This window comes from uncultured Winogradskyella sp. (assembly GCF_947501905.1).
In the GTDB taxonomy this organism is placed as follows: Bacteria; Bacteroidota; Bacteroidia; order Flavobacteriales; family Flavobacteriaceae; genus Winogradskyella.
Genome location: NZ_CANMXL010000003.1, coordinates 38,261 through 56,066 on the forward strand (window position 1 = coordinate 38,261; position 17,806 = coordinate 56,066).

General features: G+C 34.3%; 15 protein-coding genes. 10 read left to right on the top strand and 5 right to left on the bottom strand.

Annotated features, from left to right (window positions below; all coding sequences use genetic code 11):
• Positions 1-22 precede the first annotated feature (22 nt).
• The 5 genes from Q0770_RS07045 to Q0770_RS07065 all read right to left on the bottom strand — a co-directional run bounded on the left by Q0770_RS07045 (position 23) and on the right by Q0770_RS07065 (position 7,112).
• Positions 23-586: a CopD family protein gene (locus Q0770_RS07045; RefSeq protein ID WP_299115431.1), complete on the bottom strand. Its 564-nt coding sequence runs from the start codon at positions 584-586 to the stop codon at positions 23-25.
• Positions 586-3,672, bottom strand: coding sequence for a glycosyl hydrolase (locus Q0770_RS07050; protein ID WP_299115432.1), 3,087 nt, complete (start codon positions 3,670-3,672; stop codon positions 586-588). Before Q0770_RS07050 ends, Q0770_RS07045 begins: the two co-directional genes overlap by 1 nt.
• Positions 3,673-3,728: 56 nt before the next feature.
• A complete protein-coding gene (locus Q0770_RS07055) occupies positions 3,729-5,075 on the bottom strand; it encodes an MATE family efflux transporter (RefSeq protein ID WP_299115434.1) in 1,347 nt (448 codons plus the stop codon).
• Positions 5,075-6,115 (bottom strand): ferrochelatase, encoded by a 1,041-nt coding sequence (hemH, locus tag Q0770_RS07060; protein WP_299115436.1) that lies wholly within the window; start codon positions 6,113-6,115, stop codon positions 5,075-5,077. Before hemH ends, Q0770_RS07055 begins: the two co-directional genes overlap by 1 nt.
• 97 nt (positions 6,116-6,212) lie before the next feature.
• Positions 6,213-7,112: a helix-turn-helix transcriptional regulator gene (locus Q0770_RS07065; protein ID WP_299115438.1), complete on the bottom strand. Its 900-nt coding sequence runs from the start codon at positions 7,110-7,112 to the stop codon at positions 6,213-6,215.
• 199 nt (positions 7,113-7,311) lie between these two features.
• Here Q0770_RS07065 and hemA point away from each other — a divergent pair, with 199 nt between their 5' ends.
• From hemA to Q0770_RS07115, 10 genes are all read left to right on the top strand, one after another.
• Entirely contained in the window at positions 7,312-8,559 is a 1,248-nt protein-coding gene (gene hemA / locus Q0770_RS07070; RefSeq protein WP_299115440.1) for a glutamyl-tRNA reductase, read from the top strand.
• Positions 8,552-10,129 (top strand): hydroxymethylbilane synthase, encoded by a 1,578-nt coding sequence (gene hemC, locus Q0770_RS07075; protein ID WP_299115442.1) that lies wholly within the window; start codon positions 8,552-8,554, stop codon positions 10,127-10,129. Before hemA ends, hemC begins: the two co-directional genes overlap by 8 nt.
• Positions 10,130-10,132: 3 nt before the next feature.
• Positions 10,133-11,158, top strand: a complete 1,026-nt coding sequence (hemE, locus tag Q0770_RS07080) for a uroporphyrinogen decarboxylase (protein ID WP_299115444.1) — start codon at positions 10,133-10,135, stop codon at positions 11,156-11,158.
• A gap of 83 nt (positions 11,159-11,241) precedes the next feature.
• On the top strand, positions 11,242-12,030 hold the full coding sequence (locus tag Q0770_RS07085; protein WP_299115446.1) for an EI24 domain-containing protein: 789 nt from the start codon (positions 11,242-11,244) through the stop codon (positions 12,028-12,030).
• Positions 12,030-12,569 carry a GNAT family N-acetyltransferase gene (locus Q0770_RS07090; protein ID WP_299115448.1) on the top strand — a complete coding sequence of 180 codons (540 nt, stop codon included), beginning with the start codon at positions 12,030-12,032 and terminating at the stop codon, positions 12,567-12,569. The genes Q0770_RS07085 and Q0770_RS07090 overlap by 1 nt, the downstream gene beginning before the upstream one ends.
• Positions 12,559-13,461, top strand: coding sequence for an oxygen-dependent coproporphyrinogen oxidase (hemF, locus tag Q0770_RS07095; RefSeq protein ID WP_299115450.1), 903 nt, complete (start codon positions 12,559-12,561; stop codon positions 13,459-13,461). Before Q0770_RS07090 ends, hemF begins: the two co-directional genes overlap by 11 nt.
• A gap of 53 nt (positions 13,462-13,514) precedes the next feature.
• Positions 13,515-14,504 carry a porphobilinogen synthase gene (gene hemB, locus Q0770_RS07100; RefSeq protein WP_299115452.1) on the top strand — a complete coding sequence of 330 codons (990 nt, stop codon included), beginning with the start codon at positions 13,515-13,517 and terminating at the stop codon, positions 14,502-14,504.
• 361 nt (positions 14,505-14,865) lie between these two features.
• Positions 14,866-16,260 (top strand): sensor histidine kinase KdpD, encoded by a 1,395-nt coding sequence (locus Q0770_RS07105; protein ID WP_299115454.1) that lies wholly within the window; start codon positions 14,866-14,868, stop codon positions 16,258-16,260.
• 13 nt (positions 16,261-16,273) lie between these two features.
• Entirely contained in the window at positions 16,274-16,960 is a 687-nt protein-coding gene (locus tag Q0770_RS07110) for a response regulator transcription factor (RefSeq protein ID WP_299115455.1), read from the top strand.
• Between the two features lie 106 nt (positions 16,961-17,066).
• Positions 17,067-17,705 carry a hypothetical protein gene (locus Q0770_RS07115; RefSeq protein ID WP_299115457.1) on the top strand — a complete coding sequence of 213 codons (639 nt, stop codon included), beginning with the start codon at positions 17,067-17,069 and terminating at the stop codon, positions 17,703-17,705.
• The last annotated feature ends 101 nt before the right edge of the window (positions 17,706-17,806 follow it).

The following is a 17,806-nucleotide window of genomic DNA, read 5'->3' on the forward strand; positions in this document are numbered from 1 at the left end:
AATATAACAATAATCACGCCAACTAAGCTTCAGGATTTTTGGTTCTAATATTCTTGTAAATTTTGAATCCTAACATTAATAAGATTCCCAATACAACAATGCCGACTATTCCAAAAATCCAATTGAGTCCGTTTTTTAAAACCACTAAAAACACCACCGCAAAGAGAATAAAAGTGGCGCCTTCGTTCCAGATACGCATAAAACTTGAAGATTTTTTTACAATATCTTTTTGCAATTGCTTGTAATACACATGTGTTTGGATTTGGTATATGATTAATAGTAAAACAAAACCTAATTTAATCTGCATCCATGAATCTGTAAGGTAAAATAACCTTGGAATAATTAATAAAACTCCAAATGTTATTGCTAGTATACTCGATGGCCAGGTAATTATAAACCAAAGTCGTTTGGCCATTAGTTTTAATTGTTTTCCTAAGATTTCTTTCTCTGGAGAAGGTTTATGAAATGCTTCTATTTGATATACAAATAACCTTGGAATGTAAAATAAGCCTGCAAACCATGTCACCACAAAGATAATATGTAATGATTTAATGTAATAATAATATTCTGCTAAAAAATCTGTCATTAATCTTCAACAAATAAATAGTTTAACTGTTTTGAATTGAATGCAGCATTAAACGCTTTTACCTCATCACTTAAAATGGTATTGAACACCGATAATTGAGTTTCAATTTTACCTGTCAATTCATTTTTTACGGCAACATCTTGAGCTGTTGGCGCAAAATCTCCCATACGTACCAATGAGTTTAAATGCCCTAATTTATTAGTTAATCGAATAGGGAAATTTAATGGGTCTTGACCGCTTCTATTTTTAGTTTGGTATAGAGCTTTTTCAATATCACCTAGTTTTTCTTGTAATGCTTTTGCTTTTTCTACTAAGTCTTTTACATTTTCATCGTCTTTATATTGCTTTTGAAAAGCTCCTAATTGCTTATTAACGGCTCTTATTTTTTTGATAGACTTATGCGCCTCATCCATAGTCTTATTAACATCCTTAATAAATGCAAATTGCTGTTCCATATCAGCTAATGTGCTTTCTGCTCTTGGGTCTGCTAAAATTTTGAATGTTTGCGATTGCTCTTCATCATTAATTTTTAAACTTACTTTATAACTTCCAGGGGTAGCTCTTGGTCCATCTAAACTTGCCCACCATAAAATCATGCCTTTTAAGCGCTCTGCACCATCGTAGGTCATATTCCAAACAAATTGATTAGCGCCTTTCTTCACTGTCAGTTTATTCTTTTTATCCTTGTTTGAATAGGTCTTTATTGTATCGCCTTTTTTATCAAAATAAGTTAATGAGACTTTATCATCATCCTTTAAGTCCTTTAAATTGAAATACGTCATCACACCATTTGGATGATTTGTGCCTGATGTTTTGCTTCCTTTTCGACTTCCACCTCGCATGCGGTATGTGTCTTTTGGTTTGAATAAGATGTTCTTACTCAAATCAGTATTGTATAATTGATGAATAACAGATAAATCGTCAATAATCCAAAGACTTCTTCCTTGAGTTGCAACAATTAAATTATTGTCCTTAATTGTTAAATCTGTGATTGGAACAATTGGCAAATTCAATTGAAAAGGTTTCCAGTTTTTTCCATCATTAAAAGAGATATACATGCCTGTTTCTGTCCCTGCATACAACAATCCTTTTTTCTTTGGGTCTTCGCGTAACACTCTTGTAAAATGCTCGTTATTAATACCATTTGTGATTTTTGTCCAGCTTTTTCCGTAGTCAGTTGTTTTATATAAATACGGTGCAAAATCTCCTGTTTTGTATTTTGTTCCTGCGACGTAGCATGTTCCTTCATCAAAAGCACTTGGCTCAATGCTATTAATCATCATCCAATCTGGCATGCCTTTAGGTGTTACGTTCTCCCAGTTTTTGCCACCATCTTTAGACACATGTACCAAACCATCATCACTACCAACCCAGAGTAAGCCTTCTTTTAATGGCGACTCTTGAGCTGCAAAAATGGTACAGTAATATTCTACTGATGTATTATCTTGTGTAATTGGACCTCCAGATGATTTTAATTTTTCTGGGTCGTTTCGGGTTAAATCTGGACTAATAATCTCCCAAGATTGTCCTTCATTTTCAGTGACATGTACATGCTGAGAAAAAGTATACATGCGGTTTGGATTATGCTTAGAAAATAGTATTGGGAAATTCCACTGAAAACGATATTTCATACCTTCAGCACCGTGACCCATTGGATTATCTGGCCATACATTTATAGCTCTAACCGTTCCCGTTTTATGATTTCTTCTCGTTAAAAATCCATCATAACTTCCACCATAAACAATATCATTGTCTTTAGGGTCAACAGCTATGTGAGCAGATTCTCCGCCAGCTGTACTTTCCCAATCGTCTTCACTTATAGAAAAGCCATTTGTTCTATGCGAAATTCTTATAGTTGAATTGTCTTGTTGTGCTGCATAAATTCGATAAGGAAATGCGTTATCTGTTGTCACACGATAAAATTGAGACGTTGGTTGGTTGTGATACGTGCTCCAAGTTTCGCCACCATCATAAGTGACTTGTGCACCACCATCGTCGCCAATAATCATACGATTTGGATCTTCTGGTGCAATCCATAAATCGTGATGGTCTCCGTGTGGCGCTCTATAATTACCAAACGTTTTTCCTCCATCGGTACTTTTATGGTAGCTTACATTCAATACGTAAACGGTATTGATATCTTTTGTATCAGCATATAACCGTGTATAATACCAAGCACGTTGACGTAATTTACGTTCACTATTAACTTGTGTCCAAGATTCGCCGCCGTTATCACTTCGGTATAAACCGCCTTTATCCTTGTTTTCAACAATTGCCCAAACACGTTGATTATTTATTGGAGATACTGTCACGCCTATAATTCCTAATGTGCCCTCAGGAAATCCTTTCATCTTAGAAATTTCTGTCCATGTCTCACCGCTATCAGTACTCTTCCACAACGCAGAACCTTCTCCTCCAGAATTTAAACTGTAAGGTGTTCTATTAATTCGCCATGTAGATGCATATAAAATTCGCGGATTAGTTGGGTCAATTATTAAATCTACTACGCCAGCATTAGAATTTGCAAACAAGGTTTTCTTCCACGTTTTGCCGCCATCAATACTTTTATAAACACCTCGCTCTTCAGTAGGTTTGTATAGATTTCCCATAACACCTGCAAACACTATATTATGGTTTGTAGGATGAATTGCGATGCGTGGAATATGACGCGATTTTGGTAAACCTGAAGCTGTCCATGTTTTTCCTGCATCAACACTTTTCCACATACCATAACCAGAAGATACATTACCTCTAACCGTTTTTTCACCACCACCAACATAAATTACATTAGGGTCACTTTTTGAAACTGAAATAGAACCTATACTTCCTCCAAAAAAGCCATCCGAAATATTTTCCCATTGACGACCACCATTAGTTGTTTTCCAAATACCACCACCTGTGGCTCCAAAATAATAAAGATTTGGCTGATTTGGCACGCCTGTTACAGCAGCGCTTCTCCCACCTCTAAAAGGACCAACGAGTCTATATTCTAATCCCGAATAATGAGATTCGTCAAAATTTTGTGCATCAAGATTTAAGCTAAAAAACGATAGCAGTACAACTGCCAGAATGGTTGATAATCGCATGAGAAATTATTAGTTAGTTTTCGAAATCTAAAAATAAAGAATAAAAGTCAGAAGATTTATGCAGTTTCCAACTTTAACTTAACCTCTCGTTTTAAGAAGTAATACGTTACAATTGTAGATAATACATCTGATATTGGAAAAGCAATCCAAATACCCAATTCTCCATAGAAAACAGGTAAAATAAACATCAACGGGATAAAGAAAATGGCTTGTCTTGTTAATGTTAAAATCAAAGCAGGAATTGCTTTACCTACAGCTTGAAAATATGCTGCGCCTACCAACTGAACTGCTAATATAGGTACAGCAGCAAATGCTAACCTCATATTGTTTGGTGTTATTCTTATGACGTCGGCATCGCCTGTAAACCATTTGGTAATGACTTCTGGAAAAACCATTAATCCAATAAATACAATTGTCCCTAAAACAGTTGCATATTTTATGGCCGTATAGATTACCTCTTTTACTCTTGCAAATTGTTCCGCACCATAATTATATCCTGCAATAGGAATAAATCCTTGGGTAATACCAAAGACTGGAAACAACACAAACATCATCATTCGACCAACAATAGCATAAGCTGTAATCGATGTTTCTCCGCCATAATTGAAAAGTGCGTTATTTACCAATAAAAAAGTAACACTAACCACAGCTTGTCGCGCTAAGGTTACAAAACCTAGAGATCCGATTTCTGAAACAATTTCTTTATTTAATGCAAAGTGTGAAAAATCAATTTTTAATTCTGAATTCTTTGAAAGAAAGAACCACAGAATGAATATAAATGATACGATATATGAGCCTGTGGTTGCCCATGCAGCTCCAGCCATTCCCCAATCCAAAATATTTATAAAAATATAATCAAAAAGAAGGTTCCCGACAGAGGGAATCATCATAGCATACATGGCAAATTTTGGTTTGCCTTCTGCTCGAATCACATTATTTCCCATCATCACAAAACCTAAAACAGGCACCCCATAAAGAATGATTTCGTAATAGATTTTAGCAGGTGCAAATATGTTGCCCTTTCCTCCAAAGGCAGGAATTAAAGTATCTACAAATAATAACCCAAAAACAGCAAATGAAATGGTAAATAAAAAGGTAAGCGTCAACTGATTTCCAAAAGTTTTTAAAGCTTTGGGAGTATTGTCTGCACCTAAAGCTCGCGAAATAATCGAAGAGCCCCCAACACCAATTGCCATACCTAAAGCAGCAATAAAAAACGAAACAGGCAATACAACATTAATAGCTGCAATAGCATTTGCACCAATCCAATTACCAACAAAAATAGTATCTATAAGGATGTTAAGTGACATCACCAGAATACCTATTGAGGCTGGTACAGCTTGCTTTATTAATAACTTCCCAATAGGTTCTTGACCTAAATCTTGTGATGTTACTTTAGCCATTAAGCGGTTAAAGCTTTTTCTTTAGAAGCCCATTCTTCAATAATATTGGTAAGTACTTGAGCAAAATCGTCACGGTCATTTAAGCAAGGAATTACCGTAAACTCTTTACCACCAACTTCATGAAAAATTTCTTCGCCTTCCATGGCAATTTCTTCCAAAGTTTCTAGACAATCACTAACAAATGCCGGAGTTACAATCGCCATTTTTTTAGTACCCTCTTTTCCCAAACGTTCAATCGTACGGTCAGTATATGGCTTTAACCATGGATCAAAACCTAATCTTGATTGAAAGCTAGTTGAATAAGTGCCATTCTTTAAGCCTAAAGCTTTGGCAATATTAACCGTAGTGATTTCGCATTGATGACGGTAACAAAACTCGTGTTGTTCACTTCCTTTTTTGAAGCAGCATCTACCATCCATTTTACAATTACCATTTGTCACATCACTCTTACGGATATGACGCTCAGGGACACCGTGATAACTAAACAAAATATGTTCGTAATCTAAACCATCAAGCTTTTCGGCAATACTTTTAGAAAGTACATTAATGTAATCTTTACGATGGTAAAAAGCAGGTGTTCTGGTAATTTTCACTTCAGGAAAATACTCAGACACCAATTCGTCTACTTTTACATCGATAGTCTCAGTAGTTGCCATGGCGAATTGTGGATATAGAGGAACCGTCTTAATTTCGGTACAGCCTTTATCTACTAGCTCTTGGAGTCCTTTTTTAATAGTCATACTTCCATAGCGCATCGCTAAAGCAACAGGATAATCGACTTTATTTTGTACTTTTTCTTGTAGTCTTTCTGATAGCACAATTAATGGTGAACCTTCATCCCACCAAATTTTTTGATACGCTTTCGCAGAGGCTTTAGGTCGCGTGTTTAGTATAATCCCTTTTACCAAAAGATTTCGTGCCCAAAGCGGCACATCAATCACACGCTCATCCATTAAAAATTCACCTAAATAACGTTTCACGTCTTTAGGGTTTGGTGTATCTGGTGAACCTAAATTAACGAGTAATATTCCTTTTTTCATCTTTCAATTTTTCAAATGTAAAAATACAATTCAATTTGTTTATCAATTAAGCTTGCGGTATTGAATTTTGTAATATTAGTATAGTTTCAAAACTTCACTAATTGGTTTCAGTGATATATTTCTTTGGCGTAGTACCATATTTTTTCTTAAACGCTGCAATAAAATGACTAGCAGTACTGTAACCCACTTTTAGACCTACTTCATTAACGTTATAATCTCCAGATTCTAGAAGTTTTCTAGCGACTTCCATCTTATAGTCAAAGAGAAAACTATAAACCGAATCGCCATAGATTTGTTTAAAACCTTCTTTGAGTTTTTTAAGACTTAAGCCTATAGTATCTGCCAATTCTTGTAGTGTTGGCGGCTCTGCCATTTGTGCTATTATAATATCTTTTGCCTTTTTTAATTTAGCAACATTCTCTTCATCTACTAAAAATGGACATTGCTCAATATTAGCGTCTTCACTTCGATTAAAAAAGAGGCTTAGCATTTCGTATGCTTTTCCTCTAAAGTATAATGATTTGATTGAGGCATTTAGATTAAAACTTAGCAACTGATTTAAAACTACAGCCATTGATGGTGATATAACACCATCCTTATAATATTTTTTATCCCGATTATCGTCTGATAAAAATGTAACATACGAGGCATCTTGTGAAAATAATCCATGAAATTTCTCTAAAGAAATCACCAAAGACAACAACCAGCAATTTGGTTGCACTTCTAAATGAATAGGCAAATCACGTTGTGGATTGTACAGCAATAAAGACGTATCTTGATGAATTGGAAGACGGTATGTCCCTTGATTAAAGACAAAAGTAGCCTCTCCTTTTGTACAAAAATGAAACTGTATATAACTACTATCAATACGACGCTCTACAACCTCAACAGCCTCATTATCATTCTTATAGCTTAACACAAAAAAGCCATCCTCTAGAAAGGTCTCATCAAAAGAACCTACAGCGACACTTTTTAAGCTAGATTTTTCAATTTTCATTTAATTGTTATTTAGATTCATTCTAAACAATATTGTTGTAAACCCTTGAATTCAGTACAAAAGTATGACAATTATCATATTTTAATAAAAAATAAACTTAAAAAACCCGAAACGACACTTTAAGTTCTTTGAGCGTTATTTTTATGCAATTAACAAATATATTTTTGTGCTGTTAATTCCTAGTCAGGTAAAACAGCGAATGCAACAAAAGAATACACATTTTTATGCTATTGGACTCAGCTACAAAAAAGCTGATGCTGAGGTTCGTGGGCACTTTAGTTTAAGTGATGCTGCCAAGAATGCTGTTTTGGAACAAGCCAAAACAAATGGTATAGAAAGTCTATTACTTGTATCTACTTGTAATCGTACGGAGATATACGGTTTTGCGGAACATCCATATCAACTTATACATTTATTGTGTGAAAACACAAAAGGGACTGTTGAAGAGTTTCAAAAAGTAGCGTACGTACATAAAAATAGTGATGCCATCTCTCATATGTTTAGAGTAGGCTCTGGTTTGGATAGCCAAATCCTTGGTGACTTTGAAATTATCGGTCAACTAAAGGCTGGTGCTCGACAATCAAAAGCCGCTGGATTACTTAATTCTTATATCGAACGTTTACTAAATGCAGTTATTCAGGCAAGTAAACGAATTAAAACGGAGACAGAATTATCCTCTGGCGCAACATCTGTTTCATTTGCTTCTGTTCATTATATTATGAACAACATTAAGAATATTTCGGACAAAAATATTCTACTTTTTGGCACTGGTAAAATAGGACGTAACACTTGTGAAAATCTAGTAAAGCATACTAAAAATCCACATATTACGCTTATCAATAGAACCAAAGATAAGGCTGAAGCTGTTGCAGGTAAGTTCAATCTTTTGGTTAAAGATTATGGTAATCTACAAGAAGAAGTAAATACTTCTGATATCGTAATTGTAGCTACTGGTGCACAAGACCCAACAATTTACAAGTCACTAATACAAACAGACAATCCATTATTGATTTTGGATTTATCCATTCCAAAAAACGTCAATGAAAATGTTAGGGATTTGGACAACGTCACTTTAGTACACTTGGATGATTTAGCTAAGATTACTGACGAGACTTTAGAAAAGCGAAAAGCTTATATACCTAAAGCTGAAGCTATTATTTCAGAAATCATGACAGAGTTTAATGCTTGGTTAGACACTTTAAAATTTGTCCCTACAATACAAGCCATAAAACACAAACTGACGGATTTAAAAAATTCTGAAGTCTCTACACAACGTAAAAAGCTTAACGATTTTAACGAAGAACAAGCCGAATTGATTACTAATAACTTGATTCAGAAAATCACCAATCAATTTGCACATCACTTAAGAGAGGATAACAATTCTTCTGATGAGAGTTTAGAACTCATCAAAAAAATATTTCAGTTAGAAACTACCGATAATGTCTAGAATAATTCGCATTGGCACACGCGACAGCCAGCTCGCTATGTGGCAAGCAAAAACTGTTCAATCTCAACTTGAACATTTAGGTCATAAAACCGTATTAGTTCCTGTAAAATCTACAGGAGATATTGTTTTAGACAAACCTTTATACGAGCTAGGTATCACTGGGATTTTTACAAAAACTCTAGATATTGCTATGCTTAATGGCGATATTGATGTAGCTGTACATTCTTTAAAAGATGTGCCAACTATTTTACCAAAAGGTATTGTACAAGCAGCAGTCTTAAAACGTGGAAACATAAATGATACACTTGTTTTCAAAAAAAACGAAGAGTTCCTTTCTGCTAAAGATGCTGTCATTGCTACTGGTAGCTTACGTCGTCGCGCACAATGGCTTAATCGCTACCCAACTCATACTATTGTTGGATTGAGAGGAAATGTAAATTCTAGACTCGAGAAATTAGAAAATAATGATTGGAATGGTGCCATATTTGCTGGTGCTGGTTTGGGTCGTTTAAACATAACACCTGAAAACTCCATCAACCTACATTGGATGATTCCTGCTCCTGCACAAGGTGCAGTTATGGTTGCTGCTTTGGAAGACGATGATGAAGTAAGAGAAATATGTAAGGAAATTAATCATCCTGAAACTGAGATAGGCACAACTATTGAGCGTGAATTTTTAAATCGTCTTGAAGGTGGTTGTACTGCCCCAATCGGTGCTATTTGTTATGTGAATAAAGATGAAGAAGTTCATTTTAAAGGTATTCTTTTAAGTAAAGATGGTTCTCGAAAAATTGAAGTGGCTAAAGTTGTCCCATTAGGTAAGCATCATGAAATTGCAGAATTCTGCGCTAATTATATTATAGGAAAAGGTGGGAAAACACTAATTGACCAATTACAGCGTAGCGACAAAAAGACGACTATTTATTCGACAAAAACATTAACAGAAGATCAAAAGTTATTGTTTCATAACGAAGTGGTTTCTGAAAGTAATGATGCTATAAAAATTAGCCTCAACCGAATTCCAAAAAAAATTGTTAGAAACGAAATTCAGAATGTAATAATCACAAGTCAGAATGCTGTTGAAGCTTTATTAACTAACTTTTCTGCTATAGAATTACAATTCAAAAATATCTATTGTGTGGGTCGACGTACTAAACGTATGATTGAAAAACGTATTGGTAAAGTCACGCACATGGCACCAAATGCGAAAAAGCTAGCAGAATATTTGGTAGAATATATAGATGGTACTGAAATTACTTATTTCTGTAGTGATTTACGTTTGGATGATTTACCAAACATTCTAACTGAAAATAATATTGCAGTTAACGAAGTTGAAGCTTATCAAACTAAATATGACGCTGTAAAACTAGAGGATAGTGTCGATGGTATTATGTTTTATAGTCCATCCACAATTGATAGTTTCTTAAAACAAAATAAAGCAAACGGTATTGCATTCTGTATTGGAGAAACAACAGCAAATATTGCAAAAAAACACTTCGAAGATGTTAGGGTTGCAAAAGTGCCAACGATTGAAAGTGTTATAGAATTAGTAAACGAATACTACGTTTAGAATATGATTAAGAACGATTTATTTTTAAGGGCATTAAAGGGAGAAACTGTAGAACGCCCTCCAGTTTGGATGATGCGTCAAGCTGGTCGTTATTTACCAGAATTCATGGAAATAAAGGCTAAGTACGATTTCTTTACACGTTGCCAAACTCCTGAATTGGCAAGTGAAATTACCGTACAACCTATCCGAAGATATGGTATGGACGCTGCAATTTTGTTTAGTGACATTTTAGTGATTCCTCAAGCAATGAATATTGAGGTACAGATGAAGCCAAATTTTGGACCTTATTTGCCTAATCCTGTGCGTTCTCAAAAAGATGTCGACAATGTGATCGTGCCTAATGTGACGGTAGAATTAGATTACGTTTACCAAGCGATAAAAGCTACTAAAGAAAAACTAAACGACGAAATTCCCTTAATAGGTTTCGCTGGTTCACCATGGACTATTCTTTGCTATTGTGTGCAAGGACAAGGTTCTAAAAACTTTGATAAGGCCAAAGAATTTTGTTTTACAAATCCTATTGCAGCGCATAATTTACTTCAAAAAATAACAGATACGACTATCGCTTATTTAAAAGAAAAAGTGAAAGCTGGTGTTAATGCTGTTCAGGTATTTGATTCTTGGGGCGGCATGTTGTCTCCAGTAGATTATCAAGAATTTTCATGGCAATACATTCAACAAATCATTGATGCTTTAAAAGACGAAACACCCGTTATTGCTTTTGGTAAAGGCTGCTGGTTTGCTCTTGGTGACATGGCAAAATCTGGTGCTTCTGCACTAGGTGTAGATTGGACATGTTCCGCTAGAAATGCACGTTATTTAACAGGTGGAAACATAACATTACAAGGTAATTTTGACCCAACACGATTGTTTTCTCCGCCTGCAGAAATCAAAAAGATGGTACATCAAATGATTGACGATTTTGGAAAAGATAAATACATCGTAAATTTAGGTCATGGTATTTTACCAAATATCCCGCTTGATAATGCCAAAGCATTTATAGATGCGGTAAAAGAATATAAGTCTTAAATTGTAGAAACTTTTCGCGTAACACATTATCTGTTTATGCGTCTTGTTTAATAGACAAGTTCTATTAATCAAAAATTAAAAAGATGATTCAAAATATACTCAAAGGACTACAGGTTTATACTGGTGCTTATGACTTAATTTCTAAGTTGAAATTATGGAAGTATTTCGTTATACCAATGCTTATAAGTCTTGTCGTTTTTATTTTGATTTTTGTTACGGCTTACGGCCTTTCAGACAATCTCGGAGAATGGATTGCCAGCATTTGGACTTGGGAGTTCGGCAAAGATACCTTCACGGCTATTTCAACCTTTATAGCTGGGATTTTTATTTTTGCTATTGGTCTTATTCTATACAAACACATTATTATGGCGTTATCCTCGCCATTTATGAGTCCTGTTTCAGAAAAAATTGAATCTTACTTTACGGGACAACCTGCTGAAAATTATACCAATGTTACATTTACAAAACAGCTAGCTAGAAGTATAAGAATAGGACTTAGAAACCTTACTAAAGAGTTAATTTTCACTTTACCAATTTTGCTTTTAAAGTTTATTCCTGTTGTTAATATATTTTCAACAGCATTATTATTTTTAGTTCAGGCGTATTACGCAGGTGTTTCTAATATGGATTATACTCTAGAACGCCATTTTACTTATAAAGAGAGCATTGCTTTTATCAAAAAACATCGCGGATTAGCCATAGGGAATGGTATTGGCTTTTTACTTTTATTATTTATACCTGTAATTGGTGTAATACTAGTATTACCATTGAGCGTTACCTCAGCGTCTATAATTGCTGTTGATTTATTATTTGATGATGATGAAGGTGAGCACATTGGCTTTGAGCCTTTTGAAATAATAGAAAACAGATAATGGTCGCACAATTCAATGGCTTTGAAATAAACCCGGTGCATAATGGAGATGCTTGGAAAATTTGTGACTTATGTGTTGCTAATGCAGAACGGTTTAAAAAGTATTTTCCGAAAACTTTAGAACAAAATCTGAACCCAACATTATCTCAATATTTTGTAGATAAAAAGGTGAAAGCGTTTGAGGCTAAAGATGAATTTCTATTCACTTTAAAATATATTGAAACACGACAGATTGCAGGCCTGATTTATATTAAAGAGCTTGCTTGGAACAAAAAACAAGGCGAATTTGCTTATTGCATAGGTTATAATTTTGAAAACAAAGGCTTAATCTCTCAATCTGTTGAAGTGCTATCAGAGTATGCTTTTAAGAATTTGGGCTTAGATATACTGCAAATCATATCTCATAAAACCAATATTGGAAGTATAAAAGTTGCTGAAAAGAATGGTTTTAAATGGATTAAAACGCTTAAAGAAGAATATGCTCCTCCTGGTGAAAAACATTTAGACATGGAGTTGTTTGAATTATATAATGAAAGATAAATTTTACGGATACATACAAATTTTACAAGACCGAATCACCTCAAAACTTGAAACTGTTGATGGCATTGCAAGATTTCAAGAAGATTTATGGGAACGTCCTGAAGGCGGTGGCGGACGCACACGAGTTATAGAAAACGGTCGTGTTTTCGAAAAAGGTGGTGTCAATATTTCTGCTGTTCATGGCGAGCTACCTAAAACTATGCGACAACATTTTGGAGTTGCAGACGCTAATTTTTTTGCATGTGGGTTGAGTTTAGTTTTGCATCCTAAAAATCCAATGGTGCCAACAGTACATGCCAATTGGCGCTATTTTGAAATGTATGACGCCGAAGGAAATATTGCAGACCAATGGTTTGGCGGTGGTCAAGACTTAACGCCTTATTATTTGTTTGATGAAGATGCTAAACATTTTCATCAGATTTGTAAAACTGCTTGCGACAGACATAACCCTGAATTCTATCCAAAATACAAAGCACGCTGCGATGAGTATTTTTACAACGCGCATAGAAACGAAGCTCGGGGTATTGGTGGCTTATTCTTTGATTATTGTAAAGCTGATGGAACAATACAAATGCAAGATTGGTATAATTTTGTGACCGAAGTTGGCGACAGCTTCCTAGATGCTTACGTGCCAATTGTAGAAAAACGAAAAGATTTAGATTATACCGAAGCACAACGTAACTGGCAAGAAATCCGTCGTGGACGTTATGTAGAATTCAATCTTGTGCACGATAAAGGCACATTATTTGGATTAAAAACAAATGGACGCATAGAAAGTATTCTTATGAGTTTACCACCACATGTACAATGGGTTTATGACCATCATCCAGAAGCGGGCAGCGAAGAAGAACACTTAATTAAAACATTAGAGAACCCCGTAGATTGGGTTTAGAGTTTGAGTAAGAAACTCATAACTTTACACTTACAACTTATGACTTAAAAGATATGTTCCCAATTAGAAGAAATAGAAGACTAAGAACTAACGAAGCCATTAGAAGTTTAGTAAGAGAAACCTATATCTCACCAAACGACTTTTTAGTACCGCTTTTTGTAGTTGAAGGCTCTGGCATTAAAGAAGAAATTGGGTCGATGCCTAACTATTATCGATACAGTTTAGATCTACTAAAAGACGAGATAAAACTACTTTGGAGTTTAGGTCTCAAGTCCGTTTTACTCTTTGTAAAAGTGCCGGATAATCTTAAAGATAATAAAGGTACAGAAGCCCTAAACCCAGATGGATTAATGCAACACGCCATTAAAACAGTTAAATCTGTTTGCCCAGATATGTTGGTAATGACAGATGTAGCACTTGACCCATTTTCTTCTTACGGTCATGACGGCATTATCGAAGGCGGAAAAATCATTAACGATACTACCGTTGAAGTTTTAGCCGAAATGAGTATCTCTCATGCCGAAGCTGGTGCAGATTTTGTTGCACCAAGTGATATGATGGACGGTCGCATTATAGGTATTCGTGAAGCTTTGGACCAATCTAATTTAATAGATGTTGGTATCATGAGTTACTCTGCAAAATATGCTTCTGCTTTTTATGGACCATTTAGAGATGCTTTGGATTCTGCTCCGGTAGATATTCAAAATGTACCAAAGAATAAGAAAACATACCAAATGGATTTTGCCAATCGTGAAGAAGCCATACGTGAAACAGAAATGGATATTAACGAAGGCGCAGATATTGTTATGGTAAAACCAGGATTATCTTACTTAGATATTGTTCGTGATATCAGAAACAGTTTTGATGTCCCAATTGCCGTTTACCAAGTTTCTGGAGAGTACGCCATGCTTAAAGCTGCCGCAGAAAAAGGTTGGTTAGACCATGATAGTGTAATGCTAGAACAAATTACTTCCATTAAGCGTGCTGGCGCTGATATTATAGCGTCATACTTCGCAAAAGATGTGGTTAAATTAATGTCTTAGATATAATTTTCTTTGTTAACAAGAGTTTAATCAAACTCTTTATTTCTTAGTAAACACAGTACTTTTCCAATGTTTTAAGGTTAACGATAGGTTAACCTTAATTGTTTATGCGTGTTTCTAAAATTCCTGTTCTAGATTTGTATCATCATCAATCAAAAAAATTATTTAATCATGAGAACTTTAAACAACAATCAAATCACAGAAAGAAATCAAAAAACTAGAGCCTATAACTGGAATATTAAAAGACGCTTTAGATAATGGTTTCGAAATTTAAGGACAGCGTTTACGACAATCATCAATCAAAAAAATCAATCAAGCTTAAAACTGTAAACGCTGTTTTATTTTTAACTTACAGAATCTTATGAAAATAAAAATCAAACTGCTAATAATTACCTCTATCCTTGGATTAATTGCATTATCCGTTATTCAAGGCTACTTAATTAATAACACTTACAAACTTAAAAAAGATGCTTTTATAAGTGAAACTCGAGGCTCAATTTCCAGAATTGATGATTATTCACCCACACTAGATTCTATTGCCGAAATCTGGCAAGATGCCTTTCTTAATAAAATGGCAGACTATACGATTGGTAAAGCATCAAAAGAAGATATTATTAGAACCTTAGAAAATACAATAGACTCCATAAATGTGCCTTATGCTGAAAAGTATCAGGAAGAGTTATTAAAGAAAAATATTCCATATGGCATAAAATTTCATAAAAAAATTAAGGCTTTTATCATTCAAGATTCTACTAGAAATGATACCATTTTTGATAATGAAAAGACACCTCGAAATATTATTCTCGGGGATTTTATCGAAAAAGATAAAGCTATTAACGTCAGTAATACACTATGGCAAACAGATTATACCACTGACCGTGTGGTTGATGGCAAACAAAAAAATATAACTTTTGACATTACACTACTCACTAACGATGTCATGGATATCGAAGGCTGGAAAACACTTGTATTTAATAGAATGCGTGGTCTTTTATTGCTCTCGCTTTTTATTTTTGCGATTGTTATTGGCTTACTCTACTACTCTATTAAAAGTTTAATCACACAAAAGAAAATTGCGGATATTAAAACCGACTTTGTCAATAATATTACACACGAGCTAAAAACACCTTTAGCCACATTGACTTTAGCTACCAAAATGCTAAAAACAGACAATGTAAAACAACAACCTGAGATTATTGACAATACTGTAAATACGATTGAGCGCCAAAATAAGCGCTTACAAAAACTTATTGACCAAGTTCTAAATAATAGTTTAGGCTATCAAGAAATTAAACTCACTAAAGAAAGCGTTGTTATAGAAGACTATATCAATACCCTTTTAAATGATTTTGAGTTATCTCTAAATGATGAAAATGTTACTGTAAATAGGATGTTCTCTGGTAAAACTAAAACTATAAACATCGATAAGTTTTACTTTACTACAGCCTTACTCAATATTTTAGAAAATGCTGTGAAATATTCTGGTAACGTATTAGTAATCGATTGTCAAGTAACAGCAGATAAGGCTCTAAAAATCAAAATTAAAGACAATGGTATTGGTATTTCTGACAAAGACCAACAGCAAATCTTCGAGAAGTTTTTCCGAGCTGGAAATAAAGAGATTCATAATGTAAAAGGGCTTGGACTTGGTTTGTATTATACCAATCAAATTATAAAAGCACATCATGGAGATATTAACGTTAAAAGTAAAAAAGACAAAGGCACTACTTTTATTTTAATCATTCCTTTTAACTAAAAAATCTTGTCTTATGAAACGTATTTTATTAGCTGAAGATGATTTGGATTTCGGAAATATTCTAAAACAATATTTAGAAATCTCTGGCTACTCCATTACTTGGGCAAAAGATGGTAAAGAAGCTTTGGAATTACTCAAAAAAGACACCTATAATATTTGTGTCTTTGATGTGATGATGCCAAAAATGGATGGCTTTACGTTGGCAGAAAAGGTAATAGATTATAATCCTGAGATTCCTTTTATATTCTTAACAGCTCGTAAACTCAAAGAAGATAAAATTAAAGGTCTTAAACTCGGAGCTGATGATTATATCGTTAAACCTTTTGAAGCTGATGAGCTTGTTTTACGCCTTCAAAATATTCTAAAACGTACAGAAAAAGCTTCGACACAATTACAGCAATCTGAAACTATAAAGATTAGTAATTACAGTCTTGACACCAAAAGATTAGAATTGACCTGTAACGACTATAAAAAACAACTCACTCAAAAAGAAGGCGAACTCATCCTCTTTTTATATAATCATAAAAATCAGCTTTTAAAACGAGAAGATATTTTAAAAGCCGTTTGGAAAAATGACGACTTCTTTTCTGGCCGTAGCATGGATGTCTTTATTAGTAGACTTCGTAAATACTTCAAACAAGACCCATCAATTTCTATAGAAAGTATTAGAAATGTTGGACTAGAATTCAAAGTAAGTTAATACAACATAAGTGCTTGGTTAATGCTAGGTTAACGTTTAGCATTTTCTTTTTTACACGGGTTTTGTCATCTACATTCGTATCATAATCAATTAAAAACGAATATTTATGAATTTCAAAAAATCAAAAAACGTAAATCAAAGCATCAGAATAGTAGATGTAAAAAGAACTGTTTGTTTAATGTTTATTATGGCTTTATTTTCAACATTAAGTCTTAGTGCACAAACAACGCCAGAACCTCCAACGCCTCCATCTGTAACATCATCAGGCACGTCTTATTCCATAACTATTGATAATGACGACGATGAGACACTTAACAGCTCTGTATCTATCTCGCAATCAGATGATACATACAAGTTTAGAGCAAGTTATCACAAATCTAAAAACCAAGGCGTAAAGCAAATTTTACTAGATAAGCTTGGTCGAGAAGGTTTGAAAGTAAACGGGAATACTTATTTATGGTCAGAAAGTAAAAACGGAGATGAGGTTTTTGAATGTAAATTAACCAGTGGAAAACTTCGAATCTATTTAGATTTAGAATCAACTTCGGATAAATTTTTAGCAAAGCTTAAAAACATGGGGCAAGATTTAAAATATTATATCTCAGGTTCTAGTAAGGAAGAAGAACAAGCCAAAAAAGTAGAGCGTGCTAAACGCGATATGGAACGTGCACAACGTGACCTTGAGCGTGCCCAAAGAGATTTAGAACGTAGTAAAAAAGCTGCTGAACGCGCCAAAAAGAATTAATAAAATTCCTTTAAAAAACATAAAAGCCCATAACATTAAGAGTTATGGGCTTTTGATTTATTTTTAATCTTTCATTTCGTAAATTAGCAGTAACTAATTCA